The following is a 16,678-nucleotide window of genomic DNA, read 5'->3' as shown; positions in this document are numbered from 1 at the left end:
CCAGAGGTAACCGATGAATAATCCACCTGCCGGTGAAAAAGACAGACTCAATCCCGTTGTATTTTATACCTCTGCCGGATTGATTCTGACGTTTTCACTCGTGACGATTCTCTACAGTGAACTGGCCGCGAGCTGGATCCTCAAGGCGGTAAACTGGGTTTCCGCCACCTTCGGCTGGTACTACATGCTGGCTGCCACACTCTATATTGTTTTTGTGTTGTATATGGCCTGCTCACGCTTTGGTTCGATCAAGCTCGGGCCTGAGCACTCCAAACCCGAGTTCAGCGTCCTTAGCTGGTCCGCCATGCTGTTCGCCGCCGGGATCGGCATCGACCTGATGTTCTTCTCGGTCGCCGAGCCGGTGACGCAGTATATGCAGCCGCCGGAGGGGGCAGGGCAGACGATGGAAGCGGCCCGCCAGGCGATGGTCTGGACGCTGTTCCACTACGGACTGACCGGCTGGTCAATGTATGCGTTGATGGGCATCGCGCTGGGCTACTTCAGCTATCGCTATAACCTGCCGCTCACCATCCGTTCCGCGCTCTATCCCATCTTTGGTAAACGCATCTATGGCCCGATTGGCCACACCGTAGATATCGCCGCCGTGGTCGGCACCATCTTTGGTATCGCCACCACGCTCGGCATCGGGGTCGTGCAGCTTAACTATGGCCTCAAAGTGCTGTTTGATATCCCGGAAGGCCTGACCGCGCAGGCTGCGCTGATTGTCCTTTCCGTGGTGATCGCCACCATTTCTGTCACATCGGGCGTCGATAAAGGGATCCGTATTCTCTCCGAACTCAACGTGATCATGGCGCTGGGACTGATTCTGTTTGTGCTGTTCTTCGGCAACACCGAGTTCCTGCTGAATGCGCTGGTGCTGAACGTCGGGGATTACATCAACCGCTTCATGGGCATGACGCTCAATACCTTTGCCTTTGATCGTCCGACCCAGTGGATGAACAGCTGGACGCTCTTCTTCTGGGCATGGTGGGTGGCCTGGTCGCCATTCGTCGGCCTGTTCCTGGCGCGTATTTCGCGCGGTCGTACCATCCGCGAGTTCGTGCTGGGCACGCTGATTATTCCGTTTACCTTTACGCTGTTGTGGCTGTCAGTGTTCGGTAATGCCGCGCTGTATCAGATCATTCACGGCAATACGGAGTTTGCGCAGGAAGTGATGAACCATGCGGAGCGCGGCTTCTATAGCCTGCTGGCGCAGTATCCGGCGTTTAAACTCAGCGCCTCGGTCGCGACTATTACCGGTATGCTGTTCTACGTCACCTCGGCGGATTCCGGCTCGCTGGTGCTGGGTAACTTCACCTCGCGACTGAAAGACATCAACAGTGATGCACCGAACTGGCTGCGTATCTTCTGGTCTGTGGCGATTGGGGTACTGACACTGAGTATGCTGATGACCAACGGTATCACTGCCTTGCAGAACACCACGGTAATCATGGGGCTGCCGTTCAGCTTTGTTATCTTCTTTGTCATGGCGGGGCTGTTTAAATCCCTGAAGATTGAAGATCACCGTCGGGCCAGCGCCACGCGCGACACCGCGCCCTATCTGGCTCATGCGACCGATCGCCTGACCTGGAAGAAGCGTCTGTCGCGCCTGATGAACTACCCTGGCTCGCGTTATACCCAGCAGATGATGGAAAAAACCATCTATCCGGCGATGCAGGAAGTGGCGAAAGAGCTGGAGCTGCGGGATGGCCGGGTCACGCTGGAGAGCGTTGAGGCGGATGAAAGCAACCCGATTGGCTATCTGGATCTGCGCGTCCATCTGGGCGAGGAGCAGGACTTTATCTATCAGGTCTGGCCGCAGCAATATTCGATTCCGGGCTTTACCTATCGCGCCCGCAGCGGTAAGTCGACCTACTACCGGCTGGAAACCTTCCTGATGGAAGGCAGCCAGGGTAATGACTTAATGGATTACAGCAAAGAGCAGGTGATCATCGACATACTGGATCAGTATGAGCGACACCTGAACTTCATCCATCTCAACCGTGAAGCGCCGGGCAGCAACATCAGCTTCCCAAGCGCTTAAATCAGGGCCCGTCAGTGAGCAATTGCTGGCGGGCTTTTTTTTCGCTACCGTCGTCATGAACAATACCGCTTCACCTGCCGAAATCGACTATCTTTAGGGCTTTGCTGGCCTGATGCCTGAAAAGCGTAGACAGGGAGTCATATGGGAAAAATATTCAGTACGTTTCTGCCGCTCTATACCACTACGCTTCTGATGCTGCTGGGTTCCGGTTTACTGACTACCTACGTTTCGTTGCGGCTGGCCAGTGAGCAGGTTAATGGTGCGCTGATCGGCGCGATTATTGCGGCTAACTATATCGGGCTGGTGATTGGTGGCAAGGTGGGGCACAACCTGATTGCCCGCGTCGGCCATATCCGTGCCTACGTGGCCTGTGCCGGGATCATTACCGCCTCGGTTGTAGGTCACGGGCTGACGGACTTTATTCCGCTGTGGGTCTTTCTGCGTCTGATTATCGGGCTCTGCATGATGTGCCAGTACATGGTGCTGGAGAGCTGGCTCAACGATCAGGCGGAATCTTCCCAGCGCGGCATGATTTTCGGCCTCTATATGGTCGCCACCTACCTTGGACTCAGTGGCGGACAGGTGATACTGAGCCTGCAATCGGGGTTTGGGGTGAGCACGCTGCTGATTGTGGCGCTCTGTTTCGCGCTCTGTCTGGTGCCGATTGCACTGACTACCCGCACTCACGTCCGGCCCATGACACCGGCGCCGATGGAGCTGGGCTATTTTATCCGCACTATTCCCAAACTGCTCGGCACCACCCTGGTGACCGGCATGGCGATTGGCGCGTTCTATGGCCTGGCACCGGTTTATGGCAGCAGCAAAGGCTTCACCACCAGCCAGACCGGTTATTTTATGAGTCTCACGATTTTTGCCGGGCTGGTGTCGCAGTTTCCGCTGAGCTGGCTCTCTGACCGCTATGACCGCCAGCGGCTGTTATTCATTATTGCCATGCTCTTTGCCGTGGCCTGCGTGCCGCTGGTGGTACTGCCGCATCTGACCTTCCACTGGATGATTGGCATCGCCTTTGCCGCCAGCATGATGCAGTTTGCGCTCTATCCATTACAGGTGGCGCTGGCCAACGATCAGGTCGCCGCCGATCGTCGTGTCTCGTTAACTGCCTGTCTGCTGATGGCGTTTGGTATTGGCGCCAGTATCGGCCCGCTGGTGGTCGGTGCGCTGATGCAGCCGCTGGGCAGCAATATGCTCTATCTCTTCTTTATGCTCTGTGCGCTGGTGATTGGCGGACTGAGTTATGTGCGTGCGCCGGGTCCGCTTCCGACGACCGAAGTACCGTTGCCGCATGTGGTGATGCCTGACAGTCTGGCGACCTCGCCATTGGGTGCCGCGCTGATCCCGACGCTGGAAGAGGAGGTGATTCATGCGTCGATGGGCGGTCAGGAGCCGGAAGAGGAGAGTGCTGAGTTCGATGACACAGCTGACGAAGAGGATTTGCCCGATGACCTTCCTGAGGATCAGCGGGACAAATAGCAGCGGCAAAGCACCGCTGACTGCACCATTAAAGCAGGATGTCCGGATCTGACACACTCTTGTCCGGTTGCTGGCTCGACATTGGGGTCAGCAACCGCGAAGCTGGCGCATACCGCTTTTTTAAGGAGTCACACCATGCTGGAACTTCGCCCCAATTGTGAACGCTGCGACGTTGATCTGCCGCCATCTTCTCTGGCGGCACGCATCTGCTCGTTTGAATGCACGTTCTGCGCTGACTGTGCTGAGCATCTCACTCATCTTTGCCCCAACTGCGGCGGTGAGCTGGTGCGCCGTCCGGTGCGTCCGGCAGAGAAACTGCAGAAATATCCGGCTAAAATGCGTAGCTGATCCCAAATGACTACAGATATGGTGGGGGCAGAATAGCCTGGCGCGCCTGATCGCATTATGATGTATTTCGTCCCTGACAGAGCTACCACCTTTACTGAGTGCCGGAGATAAGCGCCGGGAGGGACGTACCTTTCATCTCTCTTTAATCGCTTCGCCCGGCCTCCTTGCTCCCTTGCTCCCTTTCAGCCAGCCTCATTTGCATTCTGCTTTCCAGCGCGTCATGCCAGTACAGGGTCAGCCCTGACTATACTCTGAAGATGGTTTCAGCAGACAAAGGCCGGGTGCAGCGATGTATTACCAATCCCTGAATGGCGCAGCGTGGCGACGGATCTGGGTGGTCGGCGATCTGCATGGCTGCCGCCGCGAACTGGATTCGCTGTTGCAGCAGCATCAGTTTGACCCGCAGCAGGACTTACTGATTTCGGTAGGTGACATCATCGATCGCGGTCCCGACAGCCTGGGTTGTCTGGCGCTGCTGGAGGAGCCCTGGTTTCGCTGCGTGCGGGGGAATCATGAGGAGATGGCGCTATCAGCATTACAGGGGCAGGAAATGGCGCTCTGGCAGATGAACGGTGGCGACTGGTTCTTTCGGCTGCGTGGTGCAGCGTTGATTGCGGCGCGTCACGCGTTGCAGCGTTGCCGTGAGCTGCCGCTGATTCTCCATCTGCAACTCGAAGAGCGAATTATTGTGATTGCTCATGCTGATTATCCGGCCCGGGAATATGCGTTGAATAAGCCACTCGACTGGCAGCAGGTGGTCTGGAGCCGTCAGCGGCTGGAGGCGATGGAGTCAGGCGAACGGGCGGGCATCCGTGGCGCAGACGCCTTTTACTTCGGACACACGCCGCTGAAACAGTCGCTGACGATTGCCAATCTGCACTACATCGATACCGGCGCAGTGTTTGGCAATCATCTGACGATGCTGCAAATAAAGTGACTCAGCGGAACAGGCGTCCGTCGCGCACAAGCTCCCGCGGATAGCTGTTCTTGATACGGCTGCCGACTTTTTTAGCCAGCCCCAGCGGCTGCTGCTGATAAGTGACAATCATCTCATTACGGGTAGGTTCCGTTTCCGGGTAGATATCCCGGCCGCGATACCACTCTTCCGCCTCTGCTGCGGTGAGCTCAAAAGTCTGCGCCGCATCCGGTTTTGCCAGCGCAATTACCGCTTCATGCTGCCAGCGATAGCCTTTAGCAAAGGTTTCTGCCAGCTTCAGGCCGATGCGCGAGAACCGCACTTTACCCAGCAGCGGGGTGACGGCCTTCGGGAACAGCCAGATCTCTTTATCACGCTGCCACAGCTCCAGCGACGCATCCCATTTAAGAGAGACAGCGGCGGCGGCCTGGGCTATCTCACTTTCCAGCTTGCGGCTGAGGTGGGAGAAGGGCAGTTTACCCACTTTGTAGCCCGGCAGCGGTAAGGGCTCGACCGACGCGGTTTTATGCAGCCGGGCAACGAAAAAGCCTTCGCTGTCGAACATCTGCGGGAAGACATGCAGATAGCCCTCGGGCGTCGCGGCCTGTCCGGCACCCTCAAACAGACCATCGAGTGCTACAACCTCAACAGCGTCCGGATAGCGCTCCAGCAGCCAGGCAATGACCTGCTGATTCTCAATCTGATTCAGGGTGCAGGTGGAGTAAACCAGCGTGCCGCCGGGTTTGAGGGCGTGGAAGGCACTGTCGAGCAGATCGCGCTGGGTCGCGGCGATCTCATGCGTACTTGCCAGCGACCAGTTTTTCAGCGCATCAGCATCTTTGCGAATCACCCCTTCGCCGGAGCAGGGAGCATCGAGCAGGATGGCGTCGAACTGTTCCGGCAGGGCTGGCCCGAAGACCCTCGCGTCAAAGTGCGTTAAGGCACTGTTGCTGACGCCGCAGCGGCTGATATTGGCGTGCAATACTTTTACCCGGCTGGAAGAGAATTCGTTAGCCAGGATAACGCCCTGATTGCCCATCCGCGCAGCAATCTGGGTCGTTTTAGAACCCGGTGCCGCCGCCATATCCATCACGGCGCTGACCTCTGGCTGAGCGTCAAACAGCGCGGTGACCGGCAGCATGGAGCTGGCCTCCTGAATGTAGAACAGGCCGCTGAGATGCTCAGCCACGCTGCCCAGCGGCAGGCTCTCATCTTCCCGGCTGATCCAGAATCCCTCTTCGCACCACGGCACCGGCGTCAGCTGCCAGTCATAATTAGCCGTCTGACTCAGAAAGTCAGCCACGCTGATCTTCAGGGTATTGACGCGAATACTGCGGCGTAGGGGTTGCTGACTGTAGGCAATAAATTGCGCGAAGCTCGCCTCATCGGGCAGGCTCTGGCGAATTAACGAGAGAAAATCGGCGGGGAAAAGCGAAGAAGCATCAGACACGGGCACATTCCAGTTAAGGCAAAGGCGGCAGTGTATCATGAGGAAAGGAAACGGGCAGCCAGGCTGCCCGTTTGAGGGAGTGAATAAGGCGTATGCTCCCTGAGCCGGTGCTGACTTTAAACACTCAAAAGGGCAGAACAGTCTGCCCGTTTGAGATAGCCTTTAGCGCGGAGACGGGATCGCCGTTCCCCAGTTACGCCAATCTTTCGGCGCTTCATCCTGCAGCAGGAAGTGTTTATCCGGATTCGCCTGTGGCGCCAGCGGCACCGTCGGCGGCGTCGCAAACTGAATGCCACCGCGAATAAACTGCTGGAAGGTCCCGGTTTTCACTACGCCACCCACCAGACCGAAGTCCAGGTTATAGCCGGATGCCAGCCAGAACACCGAGTTATTACGCACCAGATGCTGGTACTTCTTACTGATGCGCAGGGCGATCTGCACACGATCCGCCATATTACCCAGTGAAGTGCCGGTCACGGTACCCACTTCCACACCACGGAACAGCACCGGCGTACCCAGCGACAGTGAACCGGCCTCAGTGGCATCAACATAAATGTTCAGGCCATTAAGGTAGCGGGAGTCGGTAATGGTGCTCTCCTGCAGCTCAAACGTGCGCGCGGCGCCACCTTTACCGGGATCCACGTTGACGTAAGGCTGCAACAGGGTTTCCAGATGATTCACGCCGGTAGCGGAAATCTCCGGTGAGACCACCGAGAAACGGCTGCCGAGACGGGCGAAATCGTTGACATACTCCGGATAGAGTACCGCTTTCGCTACCACCTGATTGTTATCTTTGCTTAACGACAGTGACTCCACCTGGCCGACATTAATACCCAGGTAACGAATCGGCATTCCGGCAGAGAGCTTGCTGGCGTCATAGGTGTGCAGCGTAATCTGGCTACCCACCGCGCGGGCGGCGGTTTCAGACGGATAGAGGACGCGTTTGGCCCCTTTGGCCGACTGCGCACCACTCATATTGTCGAAACTGATCGCGCCTTTCAGCGCGCGGTTAAGCGGCGATGCCTGCACCGTCAGGCCGCTGCCGTTAAGGCTGACGCGTGCGCCACCCTCCGCCCAGAACACGCTTTCGCTGGTCAGCAGCTTGCGATACTCCGGCTGAATATGTACCGCAATATCAAAGGCGTCAGCGCGCGGCGTGACTTTGACAATCTCACCCACCTGAAATTTGCGGTAAAGCACGACAGAGCCGGCCTGCACGTCAGGCAGACTGTTGGCGGTCAGCATCAGCGTGGTAGAAGGGCCATCGCCGGTAATGCCTTCTTCCGCTTTTTCAGCATCGGCAAACAGTGGATAGGCACTTTTTGGCTCACCCTTTTTGCCCGGATCCAGCCGGATACCGCCATCCACCCATTCACGGGCGCTGGCACCTAATACCTGCATGCCATCAAGGCCGAACTTCACATCCAGTCGACTGTTGACGATAAATTTGCTGTCGCCATGCACCAGATTACGATTTTCAGGATTGACCGCCACCACGAAATTCACGCCATTTTCATCCAGCGTACGCGACATCACCTGACCAATCTGCATGCCGTGCAGCATCAGCGGCTGGCCCTGATCGATACCATAGCTCTCTGGCGCGCTGAGTTTTACCGTCAGCACATTGGGCTTCTGCAGCAGAGTCTCATTGGACGCCAGCACGGTGTAGTGCTGCTGCGGCTCGCCTTCACCTGGCACCAGTTCCAGCGTGTTGCCGGTCAGTAGCGCGCTGAGGCTGGTATCCGTCAGGCTGATTTTCGGGCTGTGCATCTCAATGCGGGTGCCGCTGCGCATCAGACCGACAACAGAGGGATCGATCGTCAGCTCGCCGGTGACCTTGCCGCCATCCTGCAGGTTCAGTTTGGTCAGCGTGCCGACTTCCAGTCCCTGATACATCAGCGGGGTGCTGCCCGCCTTGAGATTGTTGCCGTTAGGCAGATCCAGTGTGATCTGCACGCCGCGCTGACTATGTGCCAGATCGGGATAGAGCCGGTAATTCTGCTCAGCTTTGGCCGTTTCCGCACCCTGTGGCGAGTCAAACGCGATCGCGCCATTGACCAGCGCCGCCAGACTCTCCAGCTGCACTTTAGCCCCGCTCAGGCTGACGTCAGCATTCATGCCTGACACATTCCAGAAACGGCTGTTGGTTTTCACCAGATTGATAAAGCGACGGTCAATCAGCACATCAATCGACACGCCATCGGATTTGCTGTTAATGCTGTAGTCATAGACCCGGCCAACCGGAATTTTGCGGTAATAGACCAGCGAGCCGGTGTTGAGCGAGCCGAGATCGGGCGCATGCAGATGGATCATCAATTCGCCGGTATTCACCCGATACTTGGGCTGCGTATCCAGCGCGGTGAACGACTCGCTGGGTTTACCTTTACCCGGCATCATCCCGATGTAGTTACCACCGACCAGCGCATCCAGCCCCGACACACCCGCCAGCGAGGCTTTAGGCGTCACCAGCCAGAACTGCGTATCTTCACGCAGCGCATCGCGCATGTCGCTCTTGATGCTGGCTTTAATCTGAATGCTGCGATAATCATCACTGAGATTAATGCCCTGCACGGTGCCCACTTCCACGCCCTGATAGCGGATCGGGGTGCGACCCGGCACGATACCATCCGCCGTCTGGAAATTGATGGTGATGGTGGTGCCGCGCTCCTGATAATTGGTCCAGAGCAGCCAGCAGGCGATCAGCATCGCAATAATCGGCAGCAGCCAGAAGGGCGAAATTTTGCGCTTATTGCGCAGCGTTGCGTTAGTCGGTGTAGTCGGCGTTTCCTGTTGCATGTGCATCCCAGAGCAGGCGGCTGTCCAGCCACTCAACAGACATAATGGTCAGGATGACGGCCGCGCCAAAAAACAGCGCCGCCGGTCCCATGGTAAAAGCCAGCAGCTGATCACGGTTGACCAGCGACATGGTTAACGAAATGACAAACAGATCGAGCATTGACCAGCGGCCAACCCAGGTGACAAACCGCAGCAAGCGGATGCGGGTTCTCAGCCCCTGTTCACAGCGAAAATGAATGCTGAGCAGCAGAGTCAGCATCACCAGCACCTTGATAAACGGCACCAGAATACTGGCGATAAAAACAATCGCCGCCACCGGAATATTGCCTTCGCCCAGCCCCAGGATGCCGGAGAAGATGGTGTCCTCACGCCGTGAGCCATTAAGGTAGACCACGGAGATCGGCATCAGATTTGCGGGGATCAACAGCACAATCGATGCGATGAGCGCGGCCCAGGATTTCTGCAGGCTATGGCGGCGTCGGAAGTCGAGCGGCGTATGGCAGCGCGGGCAGCGGCCCCGTTCATCGGGTATGCTGGTGTTGTGACAGTTCAGGCAGACCTGCATATCGTCACGGGCCATATTGCCAGGCGTCTGTGGGTAGAAATGCTCCCACAGCTGCTCCATATTCAGATGGATCAGTGTCAGCACGCTCAGCACTGTCAGGGCGATGTAAGCCGCCAGCCCGTAGCCAATCTCCAGCGAAGCATAGTCCTGCACTTTAATTGACGCCACGGCGATGCCGATCAGATAGATATCGAGCATCACCCACTCTTTCAGCTTCTCCAGCATCAGCAGCACGGGACGCAGGTTCATGCCCAGCCGGTGGCCGATACCGAGATAACAGATACCCGCCACCAGCGTCACCGGCGCGCCGATGGTGCAGAACGCCACCATTGAGGCCGTCAGTACATCACCCTGCTGGGTCATCTGTATGATGCCTTCCAGTACGCTGGCATTGATGCGCATGCCAAGCAGCCGGATATCTACCAGCGGCAGGGAGAAAGCAAAGGGCATTAACACAATCATGGTGGCGGCCATCGCCATAAGACGGGTCATCGGCCAGTCGCGACCACTGAGAATTTCGGCGTTACAGCGTGGGCAATGTGCCGACTGATGAGATTTCACATCCGGTAAGGAAAAAAGGGTATCGCATTGCGGGCAACGCTGATAACGTGCGTGAGGCAATGTCTGGCTGATAGCGTGAATTTTCATAGGGTGATGCAATCTTCGCTCTTCAGAAGTAACAGATATCGGTCATAAAGACATTGTCTGTGTGCCTGTCTCGGGCATCACGCTTCGATCCACAGAATGCTAAGGGTATAGCAACTAACGCTATGATTCACCTTGTGGCTCTGGATATTTAAAACTTATTTTTAACGAACGGTCTTTAATGCCCCGTTCAGATGTCATTGGTAACGGTTAAATAATGAACAAAACTGCCTTTTACGCCGATTTGAATCGCGATATGCGCGCCTTACTGGCGGGAGAAACGGCGTTCCTCGCCGCGATGGGAAACTTTAGCGCGCTGCTGTACGAACGTCTCGATGGCGTGAACTGGGCTGGTTTCTACCTGCTGACGGAAGCGGATACGCTGGTGCTGGGCCCGTTCCAGGGCAAAATCGCCTGTGTGCGCATTCCGGTCGGTAAAGGTGTGTGTGGCACGGCGCTGGCAGAAGAAAAAGTGCAACGCGTAGATGATGTGCATGCCTTCCCGGGCCACATCGCCTGTGACGCTGCCAGCAATGCTGAGATTGTGATTCCTCTGAAAGTGAATGGCACTGTGGTTGGGGTGCTGGACATCGACAGCGTGGCGTACAATCGCTTTGACAGCGACGACGAATCGGGGCTGGTCACACTGACTGATGGGCTTTGTGAAGTGCTTGCGAACAGCGACTTAGAAAAATATCTGCAGCTGACGCGCAGCTAATCGACTGGATCACATGGCATTTAGCGATGTTGTCATTATAATGTCGCCTGTTCATGCCTGCGCTGGTCGGCAAACCCGTTGTAATCAGGAAATTTCATGGAAAATCAACCTAAGTTGAATAGCAGTAAAGAAGTCATCACTTTTCTGGCGGAGCGCTTTCCGCACTGCTTTAGCGCTGAAGGTGAAGCGCGTCCGCTCAAAATCGGTATCTTTCAGGATCTGGTCGAGCGTGTTCAGGGCGAAATGGGTCTGAGCAAAACACAGCTGCGTTCCGCGCTGCGTCTCTATACGTCAAGCTGGCGTTATCTGTACGGCATCAAAGCCGGTGCTATCCGTGTCGATCTCGACGGTAACGCCTGTGGCGTGCTGGATGAGCAACACGTTGAGCATGCACGCAAGCAACTGGAAGAAGCGAAAGCACGCGTCCAGGCGCAGCGTGACCAGCAGCGCGCCGCGCGTCGTGAAGCAGGCGAAAGCGAAGAGGGCGCGGCACCGCGTCGTCCACGCAAGCCCGCGGCACGTAAGCCTGCAGAAGGCGAAGCCGCGCGTAAACCGCGTCCGCAGACCTCTGCACCGCGTGCGACCGCCTCACAGCATCGCAAGCCAGCCCCACGTCCGGAGCAGGAAGCCCGACCCATCACTGATACCTCAACTTTGCAACCCGGCCAGAGTATTAAAGTTAAAGCAGGCAAAAGTGCGATGGACGCTACCGTTCTTGAAGTATCAAAAGACGGCGTTCGGGTCCAGCTCGCTTCCGGCATGGCAATGATTGTGCGCGCAGAACACTTGCAGTTCTGAAACGGAGGCTAACCCCGGCATGAACACCCTTTTTAAAGTTGGACTTATTGCGGGCCTGCTATTAGCAGGCCCAACCTTCGGCGCGGAGAACATTACCCGCGCCGATCAGATTCCCCAGCTTCACGAAGATCCGCAGGATCCGACGGTCAGTGAGCGCGTAACCTCGCGCTTTACCCGTTCCCACTATCGCCAGTTCGACCTGGATCAGAACTTTTCAGCGAAAATTTTTGATCGCTATCTGAACATGCTCGACTACAGCCACAATGTGCTGCTGGCGTCAGATGTGGCGCAGTTTGCCAGCAAAAAAAACACCGTCGGCGATGAGCTGCGCAGTGGCAAGCTGGATCTCTTTTACGATATTTATAATCTGGCGCAGAAACGCCGTTTTGAGCGCTATCAATATGCGCTGACGGTGCTGGCTCGTCCGATGAATTTCAGCGGCAATGACACTATCGACATTGACCGCGCGAAAGCACCCTGGCCGAAAGATCAGTCTGAACTGAATGCGCTGTGGGATGCCAAGGTCAAATATGATCAGCTGAGTCTGAAGCTGGCGGGCAAAGATGATAACGAGATCCGCGACGTTCTGACCAAGCGTTACAACTTCGCTATCCGTCGTCTGGCCCAGAGCAACGGTGAAGATGTTTTCCAGCTGGTGATGAACGCTTTTGCCCGCGAAATCGATCCGCACACCAGCTATCTGTCGCCGCGTAACACCGAGCAGTTCAACACCGAAATGAGCCTGTCACTGGAAGGCATCGGTGCGGTTCTGCAGATGGATGACGACTATACGGTGATCAACTCGATGGTCGCAGGCGGCCCGGCCGCGAAGAGCAAAGCCATTACCGTTGGCGATCGCATCGTCGGTGTGGGTCAGCCAGGCAAGCCGATGGAAGATGTGATCGGCTGGCGTCTGGATGATGTCGTGGCAAAAATTAAAGGACCTAAGGGCAGCAAAGTGCGCCTGGAAGTTCTGCCAGCCGGTAAGGGTACCAAAACCCGTACTGTGACGCTGACGCGTGAGAAAATCCGTCTGGAAGATCGCGCGGTTAAATTGACCATCAAAAATGTCGGCAAGCAGAAAGTGGGCGTGCTCGATATTCCTGGTTTCTATGTCGGCCTCACCGACGACGTCAAAGTACAGCTGCAGAAACTGCAGAAACAGAACGTCGACAGTGTGGTGATCGATCTGCGTACCAACGGCGGCGGCGCGCTGACCGAAGCAGTCTCGCTTTCCGGTCTGTTTATTCCGAGTGGTCCGGTGGTTCAGGTACGCGACAACAATGGTCGGGTTCGTGAAGACAGCGATAACGACGGCGTTGTCTACTACAAAGGACCGCTGGTGGTGCTGGTCGATCGCTTCAGCGCCTCAGCTTCTGAGATCTTTGCTGCCGCGATGCAGGATTACGGTCGCGCGGTGATTGTTGGCGAGCCAACCTTTGGTAAAGGCACCGTTCAGCAGTATCGCTCTCTGAACCGCATTTACGATCAGATGCTGCGTCCGGAGTGGCCTGCGTTAGGCTCCGTTTCTTACACCATTCAGAAGTTCTATCGCATTAACGGCGGCAGTACACAGCGTAAAGGCGTCACGCCGGATCTGCTGATGCCAACCGGCGTTGAAGCGGCTGAAACCGGTGAGAAATTTGAGGATAACGCACTGCCGTGGGACAGCATCAAAGCGGCGACCTATGTCAAAACCGGTGATGTGAAACCGCTGGTGGTGCAGCTGACTAAGCAGCATGCTGACCGCATCGCTCAGGATCGCGAGTTCCAGTACATCATGAAGGACATTGCCCGTTACAATGCCCTGAAAGATAAGCGCAACATCGTGTCGCTTAATCTCGCTCAGCGCGAGAAAGAGAACCACGAAGATGATGCGTCTCGTCTGGAGCGGATCAACGCGCGCTATCAGGCCGAAGGCAAAAAACCGCTGAAAAACCTGGATGAGTTGCCGAAAGATTATAAAGAGCCGGATCCGTATCTTGATGAGACGGTGAAGATCGCTAACGATCTTGCGCAGCTGGAGAAATCCCAGCCAGAGGCGCCAGCGGCTAAATAAACAGCTATTGCCAGAAAAAGCACCGCTCAGCGGTGCTTTTTTTTGTACTCAGAAAAGTTTCCAGTAAGCAATGATTAGCGCTGGTGAAGGTGCCTGAAGGCTGGGCTCCTCATCAGGCGTGTCAGAATGTAAAGTTATGTCTTTTTAGGCACTTAAACGTTAAGGTTGCTTGAAAAGCAGCCCAATGCCCATAGGATATGGATCCGCGTATAGGCGCGTGAACTACTGAGGAAGATTAACAAAAATGATGCGTATTGCTCTTTTCCTGATGACCAACCTGGCTGTGATGTTGGTATTCGGGCTGATTCTCAGCCTGACAGGGATCCAGTCAAGCAGTGTTCAGGGCCTGATGATCATGGCAGGCCTGTTTGGCTTCGGCGGTGCGTTTGTTTCACTGCTGATGTCGAAGTGGATGGCACTGCGATCGGTTGGCGGTGAAGTGATTGAACAGCCACGCAACGAAACCGAGCGCTGGCTGGTGGATACAATTGGCCGTCAGGCACAACAGGCGGGTATTGCGATGCCGCAGGTGGCGATCTATCACGCACCTGACATCAACGCCTTCGCAACTGGCGCACGGCGTAACGCCTCACTGGTTGCTGTCTCAACCGGTCTGCTGCAGAACATGAGCCGTGATGAAGCGGAAGCGGTGCTGGCACACGAAGTGTCACACATCGCCAACGGCGACATGATCACCATGACGCTGATCCAGGGTGTGGTGAACACCTTTGTGATTTTCGTTTCACGTATTCTGGCGCAGATCGCGGCGGGCTTTATGTCCGGCAACCGCGATGGTGAGGAGAGCAGCAACGGCAACCCGCTGGTCTACTTTGCGGTGTCGATGGTGCTGGAACTGGTGTTTGGTATTCTCGCCAGCATCATCACCATGTGGTTCTCGCGTCACCGTGAGTTCCATGCCGATGCCGGTTCAGCGAAGCTGGTAGGTCGTGAGAAGATGATTGCGGCGTTACAGCGCCTGAAAACCAGCTACGAACCGCAGGAGCCGAGCAGCATGATGGCGTTCTGTATCAACGGTAAGGGCAAATCGTTCAGCGAGCTGTTTATGTCGCATCCGCCGTTAGATAAGCGTATTGAAGCACTGCGCAGCGGTCAGTATCTGAAGTAGCGTTAAGCAGAGCAAAAAAGGCGACCCTGGGTCGCCTTTTCTGTTTAGAAACCATAATCAGACTGAATCTGACAGCAATATCTTAGCTCAACATGCAGGGAACCCGGGCAGAGGAGGAAAGCGTCCCGCGCCATGGATGGTGCGGGCCGACCGTCATGGATGACAGAAGTCTTTCCGATCTGACCGGGTTCCCTGTGAAGGCTCGGCCTTACAGCGAATCGGGTCACACTCTGTCAGGTGGTCGCCTTTTCTGTTTCTGCCATCAGGCGCGGGTCTGCGTCATCCGCGACACACTGACCAGCGCGGCCACGGCGGCAAAGCTGCCCGCCAGCAGCAGCGAAGCGTGCGTCCCGCGATCATCAAACAGATTAAACATCAGCGCGACCAGCGCGGCACCCATACTCTGGCCCAGCAGGCGCGCGGTGCCCAGCATGCCGCTGGCGCCGCCGCTGCGATGACGCGGAGCGGAAGTGACAATAGTGTGGTTGTTGGGTGACTGAAACAGCCCAAAACCGGCACCGCACAGCATCATGCGCCAGATAATATCGCCATCACCCGGGTTGGCCGGCAGCCAGGCGAGCAGAAACAGCCCCAGGGCGAACATGGCCAGCCCGATGCCGCCCAGCAGCCCGGCATGCACCCGTTCAATCAGCCGGCCGGCAATCGGCGCAAATACCATGGTTGCCAGCGGCCAGGGCGTCAGCAGTAAACCGGTTGCCACCTCATCACGCTGCAGGACGTTTTGCAGAAAGAAGGGCAGCGACACCATCGCCAGCATCTGCGCGCAGAACGAACAGACCGACGTTCCCATCGACAGGCTGAAAATCGGGATACGCAGCAGATCAACCGGCAGCAGCGGCACCGCCATGTTTAACTGACGACGAATAAAGAACCAGCCCACAACCAGCAGAGCAATGACCTCCGACAGCACCAGCAGATGACTCTGTCCCTGTGCAAATCCGCTCAGCGCAGAGATGATCAGACCAAAGAACAGGGCGTTCATGATCGCGCTGGGAACATCAAATTTCTGCGCCGTCGCTTTCTGCGGATTATCAGGCAGCGTGCGCAGCGCCAGCCAGAGCGCAATGGCACCCAGCGGGACGTTAATCAGAAACAGCCACTTCCAGCTTGCCACCGAAAGAATCGCTGCGGCGACCGTCGGGCCTGCCGCGGTTGAAACCGCCACGACCAGCGAGTTGATCGCCATGCCGCGTCCCAGATGACGCTGCGGATAGATAATGCGTATCAGCGCGGTATTCACACTCATCAGCGCTGCACCTCCTAATCCCTGCAGCACGCGGGCGAAAGTCAGCATGGTCAGGGTGGTGGAGAAGGCGCAGAACAGCGAAGTGGCAATAAACAGCGCCAGGCCCGCCTGATAGACGCGACGATAACCCAGCATGTCGCCCAGAAAGGAGAGCGACAGAAGCGAGACGATAATCGCAATCTGATAGGCGTTCACTATCCAGATCGACTGCGCCGGGCTGGCATTCAGTTCGCGCGAGATAGTGGGCAGGGCGACATTGGCTATCGCGCCATCCAGCACCGCCATGGTCAGACCCAGCGCGATGGTGACGATTGCCATATAGCGCTGACGCGCGGGTAATCCATCCTGAGGAGGAGAGAGTGTCATAAGTTAATTACTAAAGAGGGTGAATATCATCATGCTAATGAAATTAACGCTGAAATGCAGCGATCGGACGGAGAAAAAACTGTCTTTAA

At 56.4% G+C, this 16,678-nt stretch carries 12 protein-coding genes; 8 read left to right on the top strand and 4 right to left on the bottom strand.

The window, feature by feature from the left end; genetic code table 11:
• Positions 1-13 precede the first annotated feature (13 nt).
• The 4 genes from AFL22_RS00335 to AFL22_RS00320 all read left to right on the top strand — a co-directional run bounded on the left by AFL22_RS00335 (position 14) and on the right by AFL22_RS00320 (position 4,820).
• On the top strand, positions 14-2,044 hold the full coding sequence (locus AFL22_RS00335; RefSeq protein WP_052270535.1) for a choline transporter: 2,031 nt from the start codon (positions 14-16) through the stop codon (positions 2,042-2,044).
• 141 nt (positions 2,045-2,185) lie between these two features.
• The gene (locus AFL22_RS00330; RefSeq protein ID WP_010670774.1) at positions 2,186-3,535 is read left to right on the top strand and encodes an MFS transporter; all 1,350 of its coding nucleotides are present in this window, start codon (positions 2,186-2,188) and stop codon (positions 3,533-3,535) included.
• A gap of 135 nt (positions 3,536-3,670) precedes the next feature.
• On the top strand, positions 3,671-3,883 hold the full coding sequence (locus AFL22_RS00325; protein ID WP_010258758.1) for a DUF1272 domain-containing protein: 213 nt from the start codon (positions 3,671-3,673) through the stop codon (positions 3,881-3,883).
• A gap of 289 nt (positions 3,884-4,172) precedes the next feature.
• Positions 4,173-4,820 (top strand): metallophosphoesterase, encoded by a 648-nt coding sequence (locus AFL22_RS00320; protein ID WP_052270534.1) that lies wholly within the window; start codon positions 4,173-4,175, stop codon positions 4,818-4,820.
• Position 4,821: 1 nt separating this feature from the next.
• Here the strand turns inward: AFL22_RS00320 and rsmF are convergent, their stop codons facing one another.
• The 3 genes from rsmF to yebS all read right to left on the bottom strand — a co-directional run bounded on the left by rsmF (position 4,822) and on the right by yebS (position 10,258).
• A complete protein-coding gene (rsmF, locus tag AFL22_RS00315; protein WP_197276771.1) occupies positions 4,822-6,249 on the bottom strand; it encodes a 16S rRNA (cytosine(1407)-C(5))-methyltransferase RsmF in 1,428 nt (475 codons plus the stop codon).
• 162 nt (positions 6,250-6,411) lie between these two features.
• On the bottom strand, positions 6,412-9,045 hold the full coding sequence (locus AFL22_RS00310; RefSeq protein WP_010258767.1) for a PqiB family protein: 2,634 nt from the start codon (positions 9,043-9,045) through the stop codon (positions 6,412-6,414).
• Complete coding sequence (gene yebS / locus AFL22_RS00305; RefSeq protein WP_022625536.1) at positions 9,014-10,258, bottom strand: membrane integrity lipid transport subunit YebS; 1,245 nt, start codon at positions 10,256-10,258, stop codon at positions 9,014-9,016. Before yebS ends, AFL22_RS00310 begins: the two co-directional genes overlap by 32 nt.
• A 214-nt stretch (positions 10,259-10,472) precedes the next feature.
• Between yebS and AFL22_RS00300 the strand changes: the two genes are divergently transcribed.
• The 4 genes from AFL22_RS00300 (at position 10,473) to htpX (ending at position 14,956) form a co-directional block, all read left to right on the top strand.
• The gene (locus AFL22_RS00300; RefSeq protein WP_010258773.1) at positions 10,473-10,973 is read left to right on the top strand and encodes a GAF domain-containing protein; all 501 of its coding nucleotides are present in this window, start codon (positions 10,473-10,475) and stop codon (positions 10,971-10,973) included.
• Positions 10,974-11,069: 96 nt separating this feature from the next.
• Complete coding sequence (gene proQ, locus AFL22_RS00295; RefSeq protein WP_052270532.1) at positions 11,070-11,771, top strand: RNA chaperone ProQ; 702 nt, start codon at positions 11,070-11,072, stop codon at positions 11,769-11,771.
• 19 nt (positions 11,772-11,790) lie between these two features.
• Positions 11,791-13,830: a carboxy terminal-processing peptidase gene (gene prc, locus AFL22_RS00290; protein ID WP_052270531.1), complete on the top strand. Its 2,040-nt coding sequence runs from the start codon at positions 11,791-11,793 to the stop codon at positions 13,828-13,830.
• 244 nt (positions 13,831-14,074) lie between these two features.
• Positions 14,075-14,956, top strand: a complete 882-nt coding sequence (htpX, locus tag AFL22_RS00285; protein ID WP_003852678.1) for a protease HtpX — start codon at positions 14,075-14,077, stop codon at positions 14,954-14,956.
• Positions 14,957-15,218: 262 nt separating this feature from the next.
• On the opposite strand, the gene AFL22_RS00280 is transcribed toward htpX, so the two are convergent.
• Positions 15,219-16,589 carry an MFS transporter gene (locus tag AFL22_RS00280; RefSeq protein ID WP_052270530.1) on the bottom strand — a complete coding sequence of 457 codons (1,371 nt, stop codon included), beginning with the start codon at positions 16,587-16,589 and terminating at the stop codon, positions 15,219-15,221.
• Positions 16,590-16,678: the final 89 nt, after the last annotated feature.

The organism is Pantoea sp. CFSAN033090, assembly GCF_001264395.1.
GTDB lineage: Bacteria > Pseudomonadota > Gammaproteobacteria > Enterobacterales > Enterobacteriaceae > Pantoea > Pantoea agglomerans.
This window is presented reverse-complemented; position numbering and strand designations above follow the sequence as displayed.